The 20,268-nt window shown below is 33.2% G+C and carries 18 protein-coding genes; 8 read left to right on the top strand and 10 right to left on the bottom strand.

All coding sequences use genetic code 11. From position 1 onward, the window contains the following. The first annotated feature begins 124 nt into the window (after positions 1 to 124). Positions 125 to 877: a UDP-2,3-diacylglucosamine diphosphatase gene (locus RG22_RS08755; RefSeq protein ID WP_034042522.1), complete on the top strand. Its 753-nt coding sequence runs from the start codon at positions 125 to 127 to the stop codon at positions 875 to 877. Here RG22_RS08755 and RG22_RS08750 read toward each other — a convergent pair. Genes RG22_RS08750 through RG22_RS08740 form a run of 3 tightly spaced genes read right to left on the bottom strand, consistent with a single transcriptional unit; the run spans position 874 to position 4,322 of the window. Beyond that, positions 874 to 2,142 carry an MFS transporter gene (locus RG22_RS08750; RefSeq protein WP_034042521.1) on the bottom strand — a complete coding sequence of 423 codons (1,269 nt, stop codon included), beginning with the start codon at positions 2,140 to 2,142 and terminating at the stop codon, positions 874 to 876. The two genes, RG22_RS08755 and RG22_RS08750, sit on opposite strands and share 4 nt — an antisense overlap. A gap of 3 nt (positions 2,143 to 2,145) precedes the next feature. Beyond that, entirely contained in the window at positions 2,146 to 3,840 is a 1,695-nt protein-coding gene (gene recJ, locus RG22_RS08745) for a single-stranded-DNA-specific exonuclease RecJ (RefSeq protein ID WP_034042519.1), read from the bottom strand. A gap of 59 nt (positions 3,841 to 3,899) precedes the next feature. Further along, on the bottom strand, positions 3,900 to 4,322 hold the full coding sequence (locus RG22_RS08740) for an OsmC family protein (protein WP_034042518.1): 423 nt from the start codon (positions 4,320 to 4,322) through the stop codon (positions 3,900 to 3,902). A 77-nt stretch (positions 4,323 to 4,399) separates the two neighbouring features. Here RG22_RS08740 and RG22_RS08735 point away from each other — a divergent pair, with 77 nt between their 5' ends. Then, positions 4,400 to 5,863, top strand: a complete 1,464-nt coding sequence (locus RG22_RS08735; RefSeq protein WP_034042517.1) for a M14 family metallopeptidase — start codon at positions 4,400 to 4,402, stop codon at positions 5,861 to 5,863. Between the two features lie 3 nt (positions 5,864 to 5,866). Here RG22_RS08735 and RG22_RS08730 read toward each other — a convergent pair whose 3' ends face one another. After that, positions 5,867 to 7,129 (bottom strand): D-alanyl-D-alanine carboxypeptidase/D-alanyl-D-alanine-endopeptidase, encoded by a 1,263-nt coding sequence (locus RG22_RS08730; protein WP_034042516.1) that lies wholly within the window; start codon positions 7,127 to 7,129, stop codon positions 5,867 to 5,869. A 77-nt stretch (positions 7,130 to 7,206) separates the two neighbouring features. Next, entirely contained in the window at positions 7,207 to 7,956 is a 750-nt protein-coding gene (locus RG22_RS08725; RefSeq protein WP_034045905.1) for a DeoR/GlpR family DNA-binding transcription regulator, read from the bottom strand. A gap of 137 nt (positions 7,957 to 8,093) precedes the next feature. On the opposite strand from RG22_RS08725, the gene RG22_RS08720 reads away from it, so the two are divergent. Next, entirely contained in the window at positions 8,094 to 11,225 is a 3,132-nt protein-coding gene (locus tag RG22_RS08720) for a SusC/RagA family TonB-linked outer membrane protein (protein ID WP_034042515.1), read from the top strand. Positions 11,226 to 11,236: 11 nt separating this feature from the next. Then, positions 11,237 to 12,718, top strand: coding sequence for a SusD/RagB family nutrient-binding outer membrane lipoprotein (locus tag RG22_RS08715; protein WP_034042513.1), 1,482 nt, complete (start codon positions 11,237 to 11,239; stop codon positions 12,716 to 12,718). A gap of 78 nt (positions 12,719 to 12,796) precedes the next feature. Here the strand turns inward: RG22_RS08715 and RG22_RS08710 are convergent, their stop codons facing one another. Together RG22_RS08710 and RG22_RS08705 are read right to left on the bottom strand one after the other, a co-directional pair. Beyond that, the gene (locus RG22_RS08710) at positions 12,797 to 13,822 is read right to left on the bottom strand and encodes an aminotransferase class I/II-fold pyridoxal phosphate-dependent enzyme (RefSeq protein ID WP_034042511.1); all 1,026 of its coding nucleotides are present in this window, start codon (positions 13,820 to 13,822) and stop codon (positions 12,797 to 12,799) included. A 7-nt stretch (positions 13,823 to 13,829) separates the two neighbouring features. Then, the gene (locus RG22_RS08705; RefSeq protein WP_034042509.1) at positions 13,830 to 14,840 is read right to left on the bottom strand and encodes a dipeptide epimerase; all 1,011 of its coding nucleotides are present in this window, start codon (positions 14,838 to 14,840) and stop codon (positions 13,830 to 13,832) included. Positions 14,841 to 14,909: 69 nt separating this feature from the next. Here RG22_RS08705 and RG22_RS08700 point away from each other — a divergent pair, with 69 nt between their 5' ends. Then, positions 14,910 to 15,500, top strand: a complete 591-nt coding sequence (locus RG22_RS08700; protein ID WP_034042508.1) for a carboxymuconolactone decarboxylase family protein — start codon at positions 14,910 to 14,912, stop codon at positions 15,498 to 15,500. 194 nt (positions 15,501 to 15,694) lie between these two features. Beyond that, a complete protein-coding gene (locus tag RG22_RS08695; protein ID WP_034042506.1) occupies positions 15,695 to 15,898 on the top strand; it encodes a hypothetical protein in 204 nt (67 codons plus the stop codon). 231 nt (positions 15,899 to 16,129) lie between these two features. Here RG22_RS08695 and RG22_RS08690 read toward each other — a convergent pair whose 3' ends face one another. The 3 genes from RG22_RS08690 to RG22_RS08680 form a co-directional block, all read right to left on the bottom strand. Further along, on the bottom strand, positions 16,130 to 16,711 hold the full coding sequence (locus RG22_RS08690) for a uracil-DNA glycosylase family protein (RefSeq protein ID WP_034045903.1): 582 nt from the start codon (positions 16,709 to 16,711) through the stop codon (positions 16,130 to 16,132). Positions 16,712 to 16,810: 99 nt separating this feature from the next. Continuing rightward, positions 16,811 to 17,482, bottom strand: a complete 672-nt coding sequence (gene rsmI, locus RG22_RS08685; RefSeq protein ID WP_034042505.1) for a 16S rRNA (cytidine(1402)-2'-O)-methyltransferase — start codon at positions 17,480 to 17,482, stop codon at positions 16,811 to 16,813. Positions 17,483 to 17,666: 184 nt separating this feature from the next. Further along, on the bottom strand, positions 17,667 to 18,404 hold the full coding sequence (locus RG22_RS08680; protein WP_034042503.1) for a hypothetical protein: 738 nt from the start codon (positions 18,402 to 18,404) through the stop codon (positions 17,667 to 17,669). A 107-nt stretch (positions 18,405 to 18,511) separates the two neighbouring features. On the opposite strand from RG22_RS08680, the gene RG22_RS08675 reads away from it, so the two are divergent. Both RG22_RS08675 and alr read left to right on the top strand, forming a co-directional pair. Then, positions 18,512 to 19,153, top strand: coding sequence for a thymidine kinase (locus RG22_RS08675; RefSeq protein ID WP_034042502.1), 642 nt, complete (start codon positions 18,512 to 18,514; stop codon positions 19,151 to 19,153). Between the two features lies 1 nt (position 19,154). After that, complete coding sequence (gene alr, locus RG22_RS08670; RefSeq protein ID WP_034042501.1) at positions 19,155 to 20,261, top strand: alanine racemase; 1,107 nt, start codon at positions 19,155 to 19,157, stop codon at positions 20,259 to 20,261. Positions 20,262 to 20,268 lie beyond the last annotated feature (7 nt).

Here is a 20,268-nt window from a genome sequence, read left to right as displayed (position 1 = left end):
TATTGTTTTTCTCTCTGCGAAGCTCTGTGCTTTCTCCTTAAAACTCTGTGAAATAACAATAAAATCCATACATTCTTATTCTTGATTATTCGTGAAATTCATGTCAAAAAACTATATTTACAACATGCAAATTCCACAAGGAAAAAAAATATACTTCGCATCCGATAATCATTTAGGAGCACCAACGCAAGAAGCCTCTCGCCCACGCGAAAAAAAATTCGTAGCATGGCTAGACCATATAAAACACGATGCTGCTGCCATATTTCTGTTAGGCGATTTATTCGATTTTTGGATGGAGTATAAAAAAGTAGTTCCAAAAGGTTTTACACGAACTCTCGGAAAACTTGCCGAAATATCAGATTCAGGAATTCCAATTTATTATTTTGTTGGTAACCACGATCTTTGGATGAATGGCTATTTCGAAGAAGAACTCAATATTCCTGTATATCACAAACCCAAAGAGTTTACCTTTAATAACAAAACCTTTTTAATTGGCCATGGCGATGGTTTAGGACCTGGAGACAAAGGTTATAAACGCATGAAAAAAGTATTTACAAATCCGTTTTGTAAATGGCTATTCCGTTGGTTACACCCAGATTTAGGTGTACGAATGGCACAACATTTATCGGTAAAAAACAAATTGATTTCTGGCGACGACGATGCCAAATTTTTAGGCGAAGATAACGAGTGGTTAGTCCAATATTGTAAAAGAAAGCTAGAAGACAAACATCACGATTTTTTTGTATTTGGGCACAGGCATTTGCCTTTAAATATAGACCTCAACGAAAACTCTAAATACATTAATTTAGGGGATTGGATTCATTATTACACTTATGGGGTTTTTAATGGGGAAAATATGGAATTAAAAGAATATTAATCCTCATTTTCACTAGCCTCAACATCTTCGGTTAAATCTAGCTCTCTTAATTCTCTATTTTTAACCCCCATTATAGCGACAATAATAAGAGTTACTGTGCCACCAAGCACAACAGCCAAAGGCGCACCAAAAATTCTTGCAGCTATACCACTCTCAAGAGCTCCAAGTTCGTTAGAAGACCCTACAAACATAGAATTAACTGCTCCTACTCGTCCACGCATAGCATCAGGGGTTTTAAGTTGAAGAATAGTTTGTCGAACTACCATCGAAATACCATCGAAAACACCCGAAAAGAACAATGCTAAAACACTTAACCATAGTAGTTTTGAGGCTCCAAAAATTATCATAAAGACACCAAAACCAAAAACCGAAATAAGTAATTTCTTTCCTGTATTTTTTGTAATAGGAATATAAGTTGTCGCTAACATAGTTATAATACTTCCTGAAGAGAGTGCCGCATTCAATATACCAAAACCTTTTGGTCCTGCACCTAAAACATCTGTCGCAAATACAGCAAAAATCGCAACAGCTCCTCCAAACAAAACAGCAATCATGTCTAAAGTTAATGCGCCTAAAATAACTTTGTCATTAAACACAAAACTAAGTCCTGCTTTTAGGCTTTCTTTCACCGATTCATTAATGTTCTTGTTCAAAATTGGTTTTTTACCTATCTGTAACACTAATACTAATGCTAACATTACTAAAAGAAATATGATCCCAAGTGTGTAATGAACACCTATCCATGCGATTAAAAAACCACCACACAGTGCGCCAAAAACATTAGCTCCTTTCCATGTACTACTACTCCATGTTGCAGCGTTAGGATATATTTTTTTAGGAACAAGAAGTGCTATAAGTGAAAAAATAGTTGGTCCAAAGAAAGCTCTTAAAACTCCACCAAAAAATACTAATCCATAAATTCCGTATAAAATTGTATTCGTTTCCCATGAGGATTCTACGTTATCTGAAGTCAACCAAAACAATCCAAAACTTATTAAAGAAAATAGTGTAATGCAAATTGCAAATAGATTTCGTTTTTCTTTTTTATCTACAATATGTCCAGCAAAAGGAGCAAGAAAAAAAGCAGGCAAAAACTCGCAAAGACCAATAATTCCTAATGAAAGCGGGTCTTTAGTCAATTCATACACTTGCCATTCAATAACAATAAATTGCATAGACCATCCAAAAACTAAGGCGAAACGCAGTAATAAAAAAATATTGAATTCTTTAATTCGTAAGGCTGCGTAAGGATCTTTTTTAGCCATTTACTAAGCTTTAATATCTCTTAATTTTAGTTGAAGTGATACATTTCCTCTAAACTCATTTTCATCAATAGAATAGACCGCTTTAAAAGGTTTTTTATCAGAAATAATATCAAACTTATCGCCCATACCAAATCCAATACAAACGATACTTTTGGAGGAGTCTGATTGTTTTGCAGTTAAACGCAAGTGTGTTTTATCTGCGCCAACACATTTACCGTAACCTGTATCGATTAAGTTTTCAGTCATAAAAACAGGTGTCATATTTGCTGGTCCGTAAGGTGCAAACTGTTTTAAAATTCTGTAAAACTTTGGCGTAATATCTTTTAAATCAATTTGAGTATCAATTTTAATTTCTGGAGTCAATAGGTTTCTATCAATTGTTTTTGATACTTCATCTTCAAAAGCTTGTTTAAAAGCTTCATAATTTTCTTCTTCAAGAGTTAAGCCAGCAGCATATTTGTGGCCACCAAATTGTTCAATATGTTCGCTACAAGCTTCAATGGCATTATACACATCAAAACCACGAACTGAGCGTGCCGATGCTGCTAATTTTTCTCCGCTTCTTGTAAATACTATGGTTGGCCTGTAATAGGTTTCTGTTAATCTAGAAGCCACAATACCAATAACCCCTTTATGCCAATTTTTGTTGTAAACAACAGTAGTAAGGCGGTTTTGCTCCTTTTGGTCTTCAATTTGTTTGAGAGCTTCTTCAGTAATTTGCTTATCTGTTTCACGTCTGTCTAAGTTATATTCGTCAATTTCAGAAGCATATTGATGCGCTTTATCATGCTCTTCTTCTGCTAATAAAGTCACCGCATAATTTCCGTGCTTCATACGTCCTGCAGCATTAATTCTTGGTGCTACAATAAATACAACATCGGTAATGGTTAGTTCGGTTTTTTCAACCTGATCTAAAATAGCTTTTATTCCTGGTCGTGGGTTTGTATTAATAACTTGTAATCCGAAATACGCTAAAGCTCTGTTTTCTCCATCAATTGGAACGATATCTGCACCAATAGCCGTGGCAACCAAATCTAAATACTCGGTTAAATCTTCAACCGTTTTTCCATCTTTTGACGCTAATGCTTGAACGAGTTTAAAGCCAACACCACAACCGCATAATTCTTTATATGGATAATTACAATCTTCGCGTTTAGGATCTAAAACTGCTGCTGCTTTTGGGATTTCGGTTCCTGGTCTGTGGTGATCGCAGATGATAAAATCGATACCTAATTTTTTTGCATAATCAACTTTTTCAACCGATTTAATACCACAATCTAAAGCAATAATAAGTGAAAAATCGTTTTCTAAAGCAAAATTTATTCCTTTATAAGAAATGCCATATCCTTCATCATATCTGTTTGGAATATAGGTGTGAACAAGTGGATATTTTGTTTTTAAATAGGTAGACATTAAAGCTACGGCTGTGGTACCATCAACATCATAATCACCATAAACCAAAATGTTTTCTTTATTCGCAATAGCCTTTTCTATACGTGCAACTGCGAGATCCATATCCTTCATTAAAAAGGGGTCGTGCAAATCGCTTAAACTTGGTCTGAAAAATGTTTTAGCAGCCTCAAAAGTTTCAATACCACGTTGTAATAAAAGAGCTGCAATAGCACTATCTACTTGTAATACATCTTTTAACAACGCTATTTTATTAGCTTCTGGTTTTGGCTTATGTGTCCAACGCATAAATTTCTTTTCAGAAAGAATTTCTAAATATTAAATTTTTTAAAACTCCAAAAAGGAACTTAGTTTTTGTGATAATGAATTCCAATTTTAATATCGGCAAATTGACGAAACATTTCCATTACACCGCAATATTTTTCAACTGATAAATCTACGGCGCTTTTTATTTTGCTTTCTTTTAAATCTTTACCATAAAAATGATAATCGACTGATACCTTATGGTAGTATTTTGGGTGCTCATCAGTAAGCTCTCCCTCAACAACCATTTTAAAATCATCAAATTTAACCCTCATTTTATTTAAAACCGAAACCACATCTAAACCAGAACAGCCTGCAAGCGAAGATAGCATCATTGCTTTTGGTGCCATTCCGGAGTTGGTACCTCCAAAATCTTCAGAGGCATCCATCATTATCGATGGCCATCTTGGGTTATCCGATTCAAATACCATATTCCCTTTCCACTGCGTGGTAACTTTATCTGCCATTTTATAAATATATTTTTTGTTTCTTGTAGTTTCAAAAATACTACTTATATCCTTAAAACAATAATCTTGCAGTTATTATGAAACCTTTTTTTAAACTAACATTATTATTTCTATCATTATCTGTTGCTAGTCAAACAACCGATTTTACTTCAAAAATTTACCAAACTTATGACACCTATAAAGCACCTAGTTTAGATAAAAGACGATTAAAACATCAAGATATACAACCTTTAATTAATGCTCTTAAAAGTAGATCAGAGTTTACATTAAAAAAAGTAGGGGAATCTATTGAAGGAAGAGATTTAACCCTAATTAGTATTGGCTCAGGTAAAACGAATGTGTTTTTATGGTCTCAAATGCATGGTGATGAACCTACAGCAACTCAGGCTATTTTTGATATTTTTAACCTATTGACTAGTATAGGTTTTTTAGAAGAAAAAGAAACCATATTAAAACATGTGACGCTTCATTTTTTACCAATGCTAAATCCAGATGGCGCAGAAAAGTACACGAGACGAAATGCTTTAGGAATAGATATTAATCGAGATGCGTTACGTTTACAATCGCCAGAAGGTCAAACTTTAAAACGCATTAGAGACAGCCTTAATGCCGATTTTGGATTTAATTTACATGACCAAAATATTTATTACAATGCAGAACGCACTAATAAACCTGCAACCATTTCTTATTTAGCACCGGCATACAATTATGAAAAAGACATTAACAACGTGCGTGGAGACGCTATGAGAATTATTGTTTTTATGAACAATATTATCCAAAAATATGCACCAGGGCAAGTGGGTAGATATAATGATGCTTTTGAGCCTAGGGCTTTTGGTGATAATGTTCAAAAATGGGGAACGAGCACTATTTTAATTGAATCTGGAGGTTATAAAAACGATGTTGAAAAACAAGAAATTAGGAAACTAAATTATGTATCTATTCTATCGGCAATTTATACTATTGCTAACGGACAATACAAAAATATTCCTATTGATGATTATGAAAAAATACCGAGAAACGACAGCAAATTATTCGATTTAAAAATTGAAGGCGCAACGTATAATTTATTAGATAAACCTTATACAATTGATATTGGTGTGAAGTATTATGAAATAGATAATACAGATTATTCCGATTTTTACAACGTAGGCAGAATTGTAGACCAAGGCGATTTATCTACCTATTATGGTTATGCCACTTTTAATGCGGAAGGTTATACTATTGTGGAAGGAAAAATTTATTCTAAGGTATTTAATAATGTTGATGACATTTCGAATTCAAAAGTTTATAAACTCTTAAAATCGGGTTATACTTACATGCAAATGGAAGAGTTACCTGAAAACAATATAGAAGCAACAAAACCTATTCATTTGGTTAAAACAGATTACGAATTACCTGAGTTTAAAATAAAGCCTGGAGTAAATCCCACATTTTTATTGCAAAAAAATGGTGTTAATGAATATGCAGTAATTAATGGTTTTTTAATTGATTTGAAAGCTAAAAGTAACTCACTTAAAAATGCTTTAATTTATAGATAGTTTTTAATAATTATCGCGAAGCCACTCAAAAATTAATTGCATGCGCTTTTTAATATCGGTTGTAGATTTTCGGTAATGGTTATTCATAAAGCTAAAAATTAATGTTTCTCCAGAATTTGTAATTAAATAACCGCTTAATGAATAATTATTGCCTAAAGTACCTGATTTGGCATAAATATAAGGTTTAGTTTTACCAGAATAGTAGTTTTTTAAAGTACCCGATTCTCCCCCAACAGGGAATAAATTATATAACCGTTGTTGTGGCATTTGATTATATAACTTTGTAAGCACTTGCACAAAAGATGTTGGTGTAAACAAATTATATCGGCTTAAACCAGAACCATCAACCCAACGCGGTTTTTGTTTTAAATCTTTTAATTGATTATTTAAAATAGTATCTCTAATTCTTTTTGAGCTCAATGTATCTGAAAGTGTTGAAGATGCCAAAATTAACATCTGTTCTGCTAAAAAATTATCGCTAACAAGCATCATTCGTTTATATAAAGAATCGGATGGTATGCTATAAGCCGTATGGGTTAGCTCTTTACCTGTATACTTAGAAATTGATACTTTATTTGGCAAAATATCATCCCACAAATTCTTTATTAATGCAGCATCAATAACCATAGGTACTTCAATCGTGTCTTTTCGCTTTTGGTTGTAATAAAACGTGTTGTCGTTAAAGTTTCTTCTTTTATTAGATTCGGACAAATGAATGTGATTTTTTAATACTTCAGGAATACTTTGTAAACTATCTTGATTACTAATAGCAACCACATTACCATACATCGGAAAGCTACTTTTTTCTGGACTAAAATAAGTATCGTAATCTTCCCAAGCCCAACCAGGACCAAATTTGTCGTCAGATAAATTATCTAAAATTAAATTAACTTTTTTATAATTTTTAGCCATTTTTAATGCGGTACTATCATTAAAAAAAGGGTGAAGAAAAGTTGGGTTCCCTGTGCCTTGAATGGTAATAGTGTCGTTTTCCACAATATATTTAAAGGCTGGAATTTGTACTGGCAATACCTGTAAAGCAGTATATAAAGTAAATATTTTGGTGTTGCTTGCTGGCGTAAAGTATTTATCGGCATTATAATTAAATACGGTGTCTTTTGTTTTAGGATTGTAAACTAATAATCCTGTAAATTGATTGCTGTAAAATTTATTATCTAAATTTTTAGCAATATAATTAGATTTGCAACTGCTCAATAATAAAGCCAATAAGTACAAATAAATCAGTTTACTTTTTAAAGTACTCATAATTTTAGATAATGTTATTTGTTTTTTTTTGAATCAAGTTAAAATTAATTTTATGCGAATTGCAGAAACTTTAATTTCTAAATAACTGTTAAACCAATAGCATTAAAATCTTCGAAAACAGTATCAGTAGGATCAATATTAGAAATGATAGCATCAATCTCTTTAATAGGCACAACGGTATGCCTTTTTGCAGACATAAGTTTACTATCAATACACATTACTACAACATGATTTGAGGCATGAATCATACTTCTTTTTATTCGAGACACATCCCAGTCTTGTTCTGTTAAACCTCTTTTCACATTTATGCCATCTACACCCATAAAACAAATATCTGTACTAATATTATAAATAGAAGTCACTAAATCTATGCCCACAGTTACTTGAGCAGCTTTGTTTAATTTTCCGCCCATAAATATAACCTCTATTAAAGGGTGGTAAGATAGCTGCGTAGCAATGGGTAAACTATAAGTATAAACAGTAGCATTTATATTTTCTGGAATAATTTTAGCTAGCTCTAAATTCGTTGAACTCCCACTCATAATAATAGCCTGTCCATCATGAATTAGCTTCACTGCTTTTTTAGCAATCTTCTTTTTCTTATCAATATCAGCACCTCTTCTTTCATCATAAGATAGTATTCTACTTTCCTTTAATAAAGCACCGCCATGCACTTTATATACCAAGTTTTTAGATTCTAACTCTTTTAAATCTCGCCTAATGGTATCTTCAGACACAAGTAATTCTTCACTAAGCTTAGTGGATAGCACTTTTTTATTTGCTTTTAACTTATCTAAAATAGCATGATGCCTTTCTTGCTTTAACATAATTTCCATCAAATATTCACTAAATATGCAACAAACAAATCAATATTGCAAAAAACACGTAATAAACATGCATAAAAACGCATAAAAACGCAAATTAATTATTATATTTGAGTAACTATTAATTCAAATTCTATTTTATGAAAAAAAAAATGACCCTCTCTTTTCTTGTTTTTTTTGCCGCCACATGCAGTTTTTTGTTTGCTCAGAACATAACTGTAAGTGGTCAAGTAACTGATGCTTCTAGCGTTCCGTTACCAGGTGTAAACATTCAAGTAAAAGGTACAAGCAATGGAACCTCAACTGATTTTGATGGAAATTATTCTATTTCTGCAAATCAAGGTGATGTATTAATTTTTTCTTTTGTTGGTTTTAAAACAAAAGAAGTCTCTGTAACAGGAACAAAACTAGATACATCTCTAGAAGAAGATGCAAGCAAACTAGACGAAGTTGTTATTACTGCGTTTGGTGTTGCTAAAAAACAGAAATCTTTAGGGTATTCTGTAACACAAGTAAATGCTAATGATGTTAATTTAACCGGTCAAAATAATGCTCTTGAAGCACTTCAAGGACAAGTTGCTGGTGTACAAATTAACAGAACTTCTGGGTCTGCTGGTGGTGGTGTTGATATTTTAATTAGAGGTGTCACTTCAGTTAATCCTTCTAGAAGTAATCAACCTTTAATTATTGTTGACGGTTTAGCACTTAATAATGATACGTTTTCTGGTGAAGTAAGACCAAGTTCAGGATCTAATTCCCCAAACAGTGCTGAACAATTTGCATTTTCTAATAGAGCAGGTGATATTAACCCTGAAGATATAGAAAGCTATAGTGTTTTAAAAGGCGCTGCTGCTACAGCACTTTATGGTGTTAGAGCGTCAAATGGTGCTATTATTATTACCACAAAAAAGGGTAAGCTAGGAAAAGCTAAAATAAGCTTAACAGCCTCTACTACTTTTAGAGATGTTAAAACAACTCCAGACGATCAAACTGAATATCGTGAAGGTTTTTCTAATCTTCCTAGAACCTTATATACTCCAGAAACCGATATTGGTTTTACAAGGTTGGGAGGAACTTCCTTTTATTCTTGGGGGCCAAAATTTAGCGATGATTCTGCAACTTTAGGCAATGGAGATGTTATAGATTTATCGAATGATGCCTACTACAGTCCTTATGACATTTTTAGAACAGGTGTTAACAAACAAATAAATTTAAGTGTTAGCGGTGCTACAGGTGTTATGGATTACTTTTTATCTGTTGGTAATAGTAGTGATGATGGTATTTTACCAAATACAGATTATGAAAAAACGAATCTAAGATTAAAAGCAGGTTATAAAATTACTGATAATTTCAATATTAATAGCTCTATTTCTTTCACAAACTCTGGAGGTAGAAGAGCAAATGGTGGGGATAAATCGGTTATGAGTGCGCTTTCTTATTTTTCAGGAACATTCCCAATTAATGACTACCAAAACCCTGATGGATCTGAACGTGATTATTCTTTTGGAATTATTGACAACCCAAGATATTTAATGGAAACCAGTAGTCTTGTTGACGATGTTAATCGTTGGGTAGGTAATGCTACATTTAATTGGCAACCAAAAGATTGGGTAAATATTACCTATGCTGCTCAAATTGATAATTATTCTGATAGACGCAATCGTTATGTAGGACCAGATTTAGATGGTGGTTCGCAAGTTGGTGGTTTTATTTTAAATCAAAATATAAATTTTACCGCTTTAGAATCTAACTTATTAGTTGCATTCACTAAAGATTGGTCTGATGATTTTACTACAGATTTGACTTTAGGTCATCAAATTTCAGACACCAAAAGAGATTATGATGAAGCGCGTGGAGAAGGCTTAAACATTGCTGGAGTAAATGAAATAGGAAATACAACTAATTTCTTTATAAACAATTCAGTAACCCAATTGCGAAATATGGGGGTTTTTGGAGAACTTAAATTGGCATATAAAGACAAATTGTTTTTAACCTTAACAGGACGAAATGACTGGTTATCAACATTACCAAAAGAAAACAGATCGTTCTTTTATCCGTCTGCTAGTTTAGCCTATGATATCTCTGATCTCTTTGGAGATAGTAATGTATTCTCTTTTGGAAAACTAAGAGCATCTTGGGCAGAAGTAGGTAAAGGTCCTGGTTTTGGAGACGTTGGTCAGTACTTTGTAGTTGATGGCGATTTCCCATTTGGTGGTTCTGGCGGATACAGAAGAAGTACAAGGCTAGGAGATTTAGCTATTAAACCTGAAAGTAATAAATCTACAGAATTTGGTGCAGATTTACGTTTTTTTGATAGCCGTATTCGTATAGATTATGCCTACTTTAAAACTAAAGTAGAAGATCAAATTTTTAATGTTGGTACAGCTTATTCTTCTGGACTATCTGCTATTACAAGAAATGCGGGAGATTATGAGGTGTTTGGACATGAGTTATTATTAAGCGCAGATATTATTAGAAAACCAGACTTTAAGTGGAACATCATTTTAAACTGGTCTACAAGTGAGGGTAATGTCCTTAACATTCCTGATGATATTGAGTCTATTATATTTGCAAACTCAGGCTTTGCTGGTGTAACATCTGAAATTAGAGAAGGCGACAAAATGGGTAACTTATATGGTTACAAGTGGCGCTATGAAAATGGAGAACGCTACATTGGTAGCGACGGTTTACCTCGTGTTAACCTAGACGAAAGAGTCATTGTTGGTAATGCATTTCCTGATTTTATATCTTCTGTTAATAACAGTTTTAAATGGAAAGGTATTGGATTTAATTTTGTGTTAGAATACAAAAAAGGTGGCGATCTTTACGATTCGGGTATGCGTAACTCCATTAGAAATGGTGTTCGTGGAATTACAGCTTTTCGTAATGTAGATACTGTATTAGACGGCGTTATGGATGATGGTAGTGGAGGTTTTACTCCTAATACTATCGAAACTACTATCGATCAAAACTACTACAGAAGTTCAACACGTTACAACAGAGCTTCTGAAATTTTAGTTCAAGATGCTTCATGGGTAAAACTTAGAAACATAGGTTTGTCTTACGATTTTGGATTAAATGTTACAGAAAAATTAAAGATAGACAAGCTTAGTTTTAATCTAAGTGCAAATAACATCTTGCTGTGGACACCATTTGATGGCTTCGATCCTGAAGGTAATCAGTATAGCGCAGGAAGTAATGTTTATGGATTTACTGGGTTAAGTATACCTTTAAGCCAGAGTTTTTCATTTGGTCTTAATATTATATTTTAAAAAAAGAAATTATGAAAAAATTTAATATAAAAGCTACAATTTTAGCACTGTTTGTTATTACACTCGTAGGGTGTAGTGATGATTTTTTTGATGTGAACACACCATCCAATACTGCCGCTTTAGAAGAGTTGGGGATGAAGGACTTAATAGCTCCTGTGATACATAGCACAATGGAAGGACAACGTTCGGCAGAATTAGCATTTGGAAACTATACACAATATTTTGTTTCTACTGGTGGTGGAGCCGCAGGACAAACTTCTGCTAGTGGTCTATGGACACAAATATACCTTTATATATTACCAAATTTAAAGGTTGTAAAGGCAAAGGCTATTGAAAACCAAGCGCCGCATATAGGTGCTATTTCAGACATTTTAGTTGCCATCAACCTAGGCATAGCAACAGATACATGGGATAATATTCCATATTCTGAAGCGACTCAAGGACCAGACTCTAATTTTCCAGCATTTGATACACAAGAGGAAATTTATACCGAAATTTTTAAACTATTAGATGGTGCCATAGCAGCTTTGAGTGGTGCTGATAATTCTGGTTTCAATTTAGGATCTGCAGATTTAATTTACGGAGGCGATTCAGATTCATGGTTAAGAGCAGCCTATACCATTAAGGCACGTTATCAACTACACTTAATTGGTAAAGGGGTTACAACTGCCAATGATGTTTTAACGACCATCGCTAATGGATTTACATCTAACGATGATAATTTCGAAATGTTTTATGACGAAAAAAACATAAACCCATGGTATTCAGCAGAAATTTTAGCGCGAGAAACAGGTAACTTAAGCAGAGACATTGCAAGTCAAATTGTAAGCTCAATGAATGGTGATTATTATCCATTTAATGGCGCTATTACAATAGATCCTAGATTGACTGAAATTGCAGAAATACCAGATGGCGATACTGAGTATAGAGGGTTTGTTAGCGGTGGAGCAGGTAAATCTCCTAGCGGTTTAAACGATGCAAATACCCGATTTAAAACTGATGGTTTTTACACAAGTATAGATTCGCCTTTAATCTTAATATCTTACGCTGAAGCTATGTTTATTAAAGCTGAAGCGGCATTTTTAGTAAATGGAGGTACAACAACTAGTGTAGGAACAAACACAACAACGTATATGGCTTATATGGATGGAATTGCTGCAAGTATGGATATGTGGGGTGTAGATGGAACAGATTATATCGCTGATACATCTGTTGACGTTGGAGAAGGTGGCTTAGCATTACACCACATTATGAAAGAAAAATACATACATAACTATTTAAACCCTGAAACATTTGTAGATTTTAGAAGATATGATTTTTCAGATGATGTATTTACAGGATTAACCATTAGAGAGGAAGAAGAAAGCGATGGTGACTTTTTTGGTCAATGGTTTAGACGCGCTAATTATCCATCTACTGAATTAAACAGAAATGAAGCAAACGTATTGGCAAATCAGCAAGAGCCAATAGCTCCAGTATGGTGGGATCAATAAAACTATCTTAGTTTTAATACTAAAAACCTCTCTTCCAAAACGAAGAGAGGTTTTTTTATTCGATTTTAAATATTTCTTTTACAAAGACATTAATACCTCTTTCAGTTTTGTTAAATCTTGTTTGGTGTGGTTTGCAGTAATTACAATTCTATTCATACCACCTTTATAATTAGGGTATTTAAAATTTGTTATGATAATACCTTTTTCAACTAACCTATCATAAATATTTTTAGAGTTACAATAGATAACTGGGTAACCTTTATTAAACTTAAATGTATCATTCAAATCTAAATCTTCAAACAAAAAATTCAAATTGGCTGCAAGTTTTTCTTGCTGAACTTTAATTATATCTTGCGACAAGACATAACTTTCTAAATAAGCTGCATTTGCACATGATGACGAGATAAAGAGTGCTTCATTTTTTATAGCATCAATAAAATCTACATCTGATGCAATAACGCCTCCCGAAAGTCCTAAGGCTTTTCCTAAAGAGGCTATCATTATCTTTCTTTTTAAGTTTTTATTCAAAATGGTCTTAAAAACACCTTCGCCTTGTTTTCCTAAAATGCCCAAACTATGAGATTCATCAACTAAAAGCGTAATCTGTTTTTTAGATGAAATGTCATTTAAAAAATTGAATACTGTTGGTGTAATCTCTAATGCTAAAACAGCATCGACTGTAATCACAACTTTTTCTTTTGTGTCATTAACAAGGTTGTTATGCAGTGTTCCGTTTTCAAATAACGGCAAACTTTTACTGTGTAAAATAGCAGGGTGCGTTTTAGGGTAGTGATAAAATGTGCTTTCTGTTGTAGACAAATACTCTAAAACTAGTTTCCCTGCTAAAGTTCCAGAGGATGTTGTAAGCGATTTTTCTGTTCCTATTTGTTTAGAAAATAGATTTTCTGCTTTATCAAAAATGGATAATTTTATATTGGAGTTTCTTGAACTTCCGTAAAATGAACCCCATTTTGTAATGCTTTTTATTAGCGTATTTTGAAAATCAGCATGAGTAGGAAGTCCTAAATATGCAGTTCCTCCAAAATATAAATACTCTTTTTTATTTATTAATACGGTTCGGTCTGGAAAGCTTTCAACAATCATTAATTCGCTAAATTAAAGAAACACCCGCTCCGTTTAAATGGCTATATTCAACAACACCATTTTTAATAATTACACCTTGAGCTATATCTTCAGATAATAATAATGCGCCATCCATATCTACATAATCTAAAAGTGGTAATAAATGTGCTATTGCAGAAATGCCAACCGAAGATTCCGTCATACAACCTACCATGGTTTTCATACCCAATGTTCTAGCTTTAGTAAGCATTCTTCTTGCCGAAGTTAATCCGCCACATTTTACAAGCTTCACATTAACCCCATGAAAATGATTATGACATTTATCAATATCTTCTTCAATTTGACAGCTTTCGTCGGCAACAATGGGTAAAACAGATTTTTTAAAAACGGCTTTATGTGCATCCCAATCATCGGCTTTTAAAGGTTGCTCTAAAAATTCGACACCTAAAGCTTTTAAAGCGATGGCATTTTTAATGGTTTCATCAACTGTCCATCCGCAGTTGGCATCAATTCTAAAAATAGCATCTGTATGTTGTCGTAAAGCTTCAACTATAGCGATATCTTCTTTCGTGCCTAATTTTATTTTGTAAATGGGCCATGGCAATTCTTTCATTTTAGCTACCATTTTATCAATAGTATCTATCCCAATCGTGTAATCTGTTAAAGGATTATTCTTGGTATTGTAGTTCCAAAGCTCAAAAAGTTTTTGTCCTTTTTTGCGTGCGTACAAATCGTTATAAGCCAAGTCTAAAGCGCATAAAGCAAACATGTTATGCTTTAAATGCGGGTATATTTCGTTCCAAAATGCTTCAGGTGTTTTATCGCTATCCGCTTCTATTATATGCTTAATGCGTAATATATCATCAGTCATTTTTTGTACTGTGGTGCCATAATATGGATTTGAAGTTGCCTCACCATATCCAGAAAAATCACCATCTTTAAGTTCAACAATTAATGTAGGTTGTGTGTTATACGACTCTCTAGAAATTGTAAACGTGTGCTTTAATTTAAGCTCGAATGGTCTTAAAATTAGGTTCATAAATACATTTTATTATATATTGGAAAGTTAATAAAATTATATCTTTGAGGGTACCAAAAAATTAAATTTATGCCATTAGTTACACCATTATCTGCAGACCACGATTTAGAGACCAAAAAACTTGCAGAATTCTTTAATGAAACCTTAGGATTTTGTCCAAATTCTGTATTGACTATGCAACGCAGACCAGCCATTAGTAAAGCCTTTATTAATTTAAATAAAGCCGTTATGGCAAATGAAGGCAGAGTAACTTCAGCTTTAAAACGTATGATTGCTTGGGTAAGTAGTAATTCAACTGGTTGTAGGTATTGTCAAGCACATGCCATACGTGCTGCAGAGCGCTATGGAGCCGAACAGGAACAACTGGATAATATTTGGGAATACAGAACACATCCTGCATTTAGTGAAGCGGAACGTGCTGCTTTAGATTTTAGTTTAGCAGCTTCGCAAGTGCCAAATGGTGTTGATGAAACTATAAAGAAACGTTTATACGAATATTGGGATGAAGGCGAAATTGTTGAAATGTTAGGTGTTATTTCACTCTTTGGATATTTGAATAGATGGAATGATAGCATGGGAACGTCTATTGAAGGTGGCGCTGTTGAAAGCGGTAATCAATATTTAGGAAAACATGGTTGGGAGAAAGGAAAGCATATTTAATTCCTGCGAAGGCAGGAATCTTTTGATATTTATCTGCCTTTTTTAGCCACTAATACACGAATGATTTTGTTTAAAACCTTTCCAGAAATGGGGAGGTTTTTTGTTTTGATATGTTTTTATAAGAAATTTCTACAAAAACCATGTCTTAAAGAATTTTCAAAGACAAAGTTATTTTAGCTTAAAATTATCAGATTATGGATTATTGGTATTATTATTTAGGAGTTCCAAGTTTAATAGCACCGTTTGTGTATCTAATTTCAATTAAAATAAAGGAAAAAGAAAAACGTAAAAGAATTAAGCTTTTTGAAAAAATGGATAATTCTAAAATTAAAGCAATAGGTGATTATGAAAAAAATTCAAAACTTAAAAACCACAAAAATTTTAAAAATAAACTATAAGCACAATTCTTTAATAAATAATACCTTATTTAGTCTTAATGATTAATATTGACATCAACATACTATCAAAATTTAAAGGAAAGTATTTCCATAAATCTATAATTTGCATAGTAATAGCTTTTGTTTTAATTACCATCATATTAACTTACCTAATAATTTATCACAATGATAAGTTAACTCAGTTAGTTAAAGCTTTATAATTTAATAGAGTTCTTTTCTGGAACAGGTGGATTACTTATTGAGCTTTAAAATGCTTTTTACTTTTTGACTTAATACTGGAAGAACCTCCTTGTAAAACCAAGGATTCTTAGTTAACCAAAATCGATTTCGTGGTGATGGATGCGGCAAAGGCAAATGCTTAGGCAAGTATTCTTGAAAATTAGCTACCGTTTCTGTTAATGTTTTCTTCGCTTCTTTTTGTAAATAATATTTTTGAGCATACATGCCAATTAAAATAACCAACTCTACATTTTTAAGTTCATCAAAAAGTGGTTTATGCCATTGCGGTGCACATTCTGGTCGTGGTGGTAAATCGCCTGTTTTTCCTTTTCCTGGGTAACAAAATCCCATGGGGATTATGGCGAATTTCTCTTCATCATAAAAATCTTCATCAGTTACATTAAGCCATTTACGCAATTGCTTGCCACTAGCATCATCCCACGGAACACCAGAAGCATGCACTTTAGTTCCTGGTGCTTGCCCAATAATGACGATTTTAGAATTTGGATGTGCAGAAACTACTGGTCGTGGACCTAAAATTAAATGTTCTTTACAAATGGTACATTGTCTAATATTGTGTAATAAGTCTTCCAAATGATTATCAAAACTAATTTTTCCGTCAAACTGAACTCGTTTCAGTTTCTCATCCATAAATAATGTGATTCTGAAATAAAATTCAGAATGACGACGTTTCTACTTTTTACCACCAACCACAACAACAATTTCGCCTTTTGGTGGTTTATTGGTATAATATTCTAAAACTTCTTTGGCTGTTCCACGAATAGTTTCTTCGTAAAGTTTAGTGAGTTCTCGCGATACCGATACTTCTCTGTCTTCTCCAAAATACTCGCAAAAATGACCTAAGGTTTTTACCAATTTATGTGGGCTTTCGTAAAAAATAATGGTTCTAGTTTCTTCGGCTAAAAGTAGTAGTCGAGTTTGTCGTCCTTTCTTTACTGGCAAAAATCCTTCAAACACAAACTTGTCGTTTGGTAAACCAGAATTTACTAAAGCTGGTACAAATGCAGTAGCTCCTGGCAAACAATCTACTTCTATATTATTTTCAACACAGGCACGAGTGAGTAAAAAACCAGGGTCTGAAATAGCTGGCGTTCCGGCATCGCTAATTAACGCTACCATGGTTCCGCTTTTTAATTTTTGAATAATGTTTTCAACCGTTTTATGCTCATTATGCATGTGATGCGATTGCATGTGGGTTGGTATCTCGTAATGTTTTAGAAGTTTTCCTGAAGTACGGGTGTCTTCTGCTAGAATTAAATCTACTTCTTTTAAAACCTCGATAGCTCGAAAAGTAATATCTTTTAAATTTCCGATGGGTGTTGGTACTATATAAAGTTTACTCATGTAATAATCGTTACTACTTTGTTAGGGATTACTCATTGGTTTTTATTTTAAAGTAATGAAATCGTGAATGCAAAGCATTTAAGGTATTGTTGAAGCTCTTTTTGTGTTGCTGCACCTATGCAACACAAAAAAGCGACTACCTAAAGCACGACCACACTTTTTTTAGCGTGGTAACACCCAAATTTTAAAGAAACTTACTTTCTATTATTTGAATGAAACGTTCTTCAAACTCTTCTTTGTCTTTCCAATCGTTATAATCTGGTTTTACAATATCTTCTATAAATCGTTTGGCATCGTTAAAGGACACAGATGTGTTTAATTGCGACAATACACGATCATAATCTTCACTTTTGCCATTAAACAAATGCTTGATAAACGCTATTTTATCGTTTAGCCCGATGTTGAATCCGCCAGTTTTTAGTTTATCGTTTAGTGACTTTTTTTCACTGCCGTTTTGCGATTTTGAAATAGGCTCGAAAACAGGTATTTCTTCAAACCCAGAAGTAATGGTTTCTAAATCGTTTTTATGCTGTTTTTGTTTTGGAATGGCTTCTTCAAAAACCGAATCGACTTGCAAGGTTTCTTGTGGCATTTGTGCGACCATATCTTTAATGGTTTCCATTAACGGCTCTGTAATAACGTCGTTTTCATAATCATCAAGATTAATATATACTTTGTCTTCAATCTCTATATTATCACTTACTTTATTGTTAAAAGCAACGTCTAACATGCCGAAAAAAGAAGAATCGTTTCCAATGGATGGAATATCATCTTCAAAATTTTCATGAGCAAACTTAAGTACCGATAGTTTTTCGTAAAGCGCAGAGGCTTCTGCATGCATTTTTATTACGTCTTCTTTTCCTTTTAATTTAAGAATTCTATGTGCTATACTAATGAGTTCCGACTCTAACTTCTTCTTCATTATTTATATTTTTAAAATTATTGCTATTTAGGCTTTTGATTTTTAATAAATTTGCGCCACCTTTATACAAACGAAAAATTCCTTTGTTTTAGTGTTAAAATTACGAAATGTTTCTTGAAAATACAGTAAATCATAAAGAACAATTTGGTTGGATTGAAGTTATTTGTGGCTCCATGTTTTCTGGAAAAACCGAAGAACTCATCCGAAGACTCAAACGTGCGCAATTTGCGCGACAAAAAGTTGAGATTTTTAAACCTGCCATTGATGTGCGTTATGATGAGGATATGGTAGTATCTCATGATGCTAACGAAATTCGCTCTACGCCTGTTCCTGCTGCCGCTAACATTCCTATTTTAGCTGATGGTTGCGATGTGGTTGGTATTGATGAAGCTCAGTTTTTTGATGACGAAATTGTACGTGTTTGTAACGATTTAGCAAATAAAGGCGTTCGCGTAATTGTAGCTGGACTAGATATGGATTTTAAAGGCAACCCTTTTGGACCCATGCCCAATTTAATGGCAACTGCCGAATATGTTACTAAAGTGCACGCGGTTTGTACACGAACAGGAAATTTAGCACAATACAGTTACCGTAAAGGAAAAAATGATAACCTTGTGCTTTTGGGTGAGGTTGATGAGTATGAGCCTCTAAGTAGAGCTGCTTATTATAAAGCTATGATGCGTGATAAAGTTCGTAGTATGAAGGTTAATGATGCTGAAGAAATTACTTCTAAACCGAACAATACTTAAGATGCCTAAAGCGCAAGAAACTGTACTTGAAATTGATTTAAAAGCACTTAAACATAACTTTAAGTATTTAAAATCTAAACTTAAAAACAATACTAAATTTTTAGCGGTTGTTAAAGCTTTTGGCTATGGTAGTGATGCTTGTGAAATTGCCAATTGTTTACAAGAACTTAATGCAGATTATTTTGCCGTAGCTTACGCAAACGAAGGTGTTGCTTTACGGCATGCTGGCATTACAAAACCCATTTTAGTCTTGCATCCACAGGCTGTAAATTTCAAAACTTTAATTGAATATTGTTTAGAGCCTAGTTTATACAATGCTAAAGTTTTAAATGATTTTATTAGTATCGCTTCCGCGGAAAAACAAACCAACTACCCTATTCATATTAAATTTAATACAGGTTTAAATCGATTGGGGTTTTGGGAAAATGATGTAGAATATATTGCATCAAAATTGAAAAATACCAATGCTGTAAAAGTGAAATCTACCTTTTCACATTTAGCAGCGAGTGAAGATTTAGATGAAAAGGAATTTACTTTAAGTCAAATCGCAAGCTTCAAATCTATTTCTGAAAACTTTACAAAAGCTATTGGTTACAAACCGATACTTCATATATGTAACACTTCGGGTATATTAAATTATCCTGAAGCACATTTCGATATGGTTCGTAGTGGTATTGGGTTATATGGTTTTGGTAATTCAGATAAAGAAAACAAACATTTAAAACCCATTGCAACTTTAAAAACCATTATTTCTCAAATTCACAACATTGAAAAAGGCGAATCTGTGGGTTACAATCGTGCCTTTAAAAGTGATGCGTTTCTAAAAACAGCAACACTACCTATTGGTCATGCTGATGGAATTGGGAGACAATATGGCAATGGAAATGGTTTTGTAACGATAAATGGACAAAAAGCTGATATTGTTGGTAATGTTTGTATGGATATGATTATGGTAAACATCACAAATATTGATTGTAAAGAAGGTGATGAGGTTATTATTTTTGATGCAAACCACACAGCTGAAAATTTAGCAAAAAACACAAACTCCATTTCTTACGAATTAATTACCGCAATTTCTCAGCGTGTAAAACGTGTACTTTCAAAATAGTTTTTTA

The sequence above is a fragment of the Wocania ichthyoenteri Th78 genome (assembly GCF_000789235.1).
GTDB classification, from domain to species: domain Bacteria; phylum Bacteroidota; class Bacteroidia; order Flavobacteriales; family Flavobacteriaceae; genus Wocania_A; species Wocania_A ichthyoenteri.
This window is presented reverse-complemented; position numbering and strand designations above follow the sequence as displayed.

What these genes read in the sequence shown, in the direction of transcription:
- RG22_RS08755 (WP_034042522.1), top strand. Translation starts at nt 125, where the DNA reads ATGCAAATTCCACAAGGAAAAAAAATATACTTCGCATCCGATAATCAT.
- RG22_RS08750 (WP_034042521.1), bottom strand. Translation starts at nt 2,142, where the DNA reads ATGGCTAAAAAAGATCCTTACGCAGCCTTACGAATTAAAGAATTCAAT.
- recJ (WP_034042519.1), bottom strand. Translation starts at nt 3,840, where the DNA reads ATGCGTTGGACACATAAGCCAAAACCAGAAGCTAATAAAATAGCGTTG.
- RG22_RS08740 (WP_034042518.1), bottom strand. Translation starts at nt 4,322, where the DNA reads ATGGCAGATAAAGTTACCACGCAGTGGAAAGGGAATATGGTATTTGAA.
- RG22_RS08735 (WP_034042517.1), top strand. Translation starts at nt 4,400, where the DNA reads ATGAAACCTTTTTTTAAACTAACATTATTATTTCTATCATTATCTGTT.
- RG22_RS08730 (WP_034042516.1), bottom strand. Translation starts at nt 7,129, where the DNA reads ATGAGTACTTTAAAAAGTAAACTGATTTATTTGTACTTATTGGCTTTA.
- RG22_RS08725 (WP_034045905.1), bottom strand. Translation starts at nt 7,956, where the DNA reads ATGTTAAAGCAAGAAAGGCATCATGCTATTTTAGATAAGTTAAAAGCA.
- RG22_RS08720 (WP_034042515.1), top strand. Translation starts at nt 8,094, where the DNA reads ATGAAAAAAAAAATGACCCTCTCTTTTCTTGTTTTTTTTGCCGCCACA.
- RG22_RS08715 (WP_034042513.1), top strand. Translation starts at nt 11,237, where the DNA reads ATGAAAAAATTTAATATAAAAGCTACAATTTTAGCACTGTTTGTTATT.
- RG22_RS08710 (WP_034042511.1), bottom strand. Translation starts at nt 13,822, where the DNA reads ATGATTGTTGAAAGCTTTCCAGACCGAACCGTATTAATAAATAAAAAA.
- RG22_RS08705 (WP_034042509.1), bottom strand. Translation starts at nt 14,840, where the DNA reads ATGAACCTAATTTTAAGACCATTCGAGCTTAAATTAAAGCACACGTTT.
- RG22_RS08700 (WP_034042508.1), top strand. Translation starts at nt 14,910, where the DNA reads ATGCCATTAGTTACACCATTATCTGCAGACCACGATTTAGAGACCAAA.
- RG22_RS08695 (WP_034042506.1), top strand. Translation starts at nt 15,695, where the DNA reads ATGGATTATTGGTATTATTATTTAGGAGTTCCAAGTTTAATAGCACCG.
- rsmI (WP_034042505.1), bottom strand. Translation starts at nt 17,482, where the DNA reads ATGAGTAAACTTTATATAGTACCAACACCCATCGGAAATTTAAAAGAT.
- RG22_RS08680 (WP_034042503.1), bottom strand. Translation starts at nt 18,404, where the DNA reads ATGAAGAAGAAGTTAGAGTCGGAACTCATTAGTATAGCACATAGAATT.
- RG22_RS08675 (WP_034042502.1), top strand. Translation starts at nt 18,512, where the DNA reads ATGTTTCTTGAAAATACAGTAAATCATAAAGAACAATTTGGTTGGATT.
- alr (WP_034042501.1), top strand. Translation starts at nt 19,155, where the DNA reads ATGCCTAAAGCGCAAGAAACTGTACTTGAAATTGATTTAAAAGCACTT.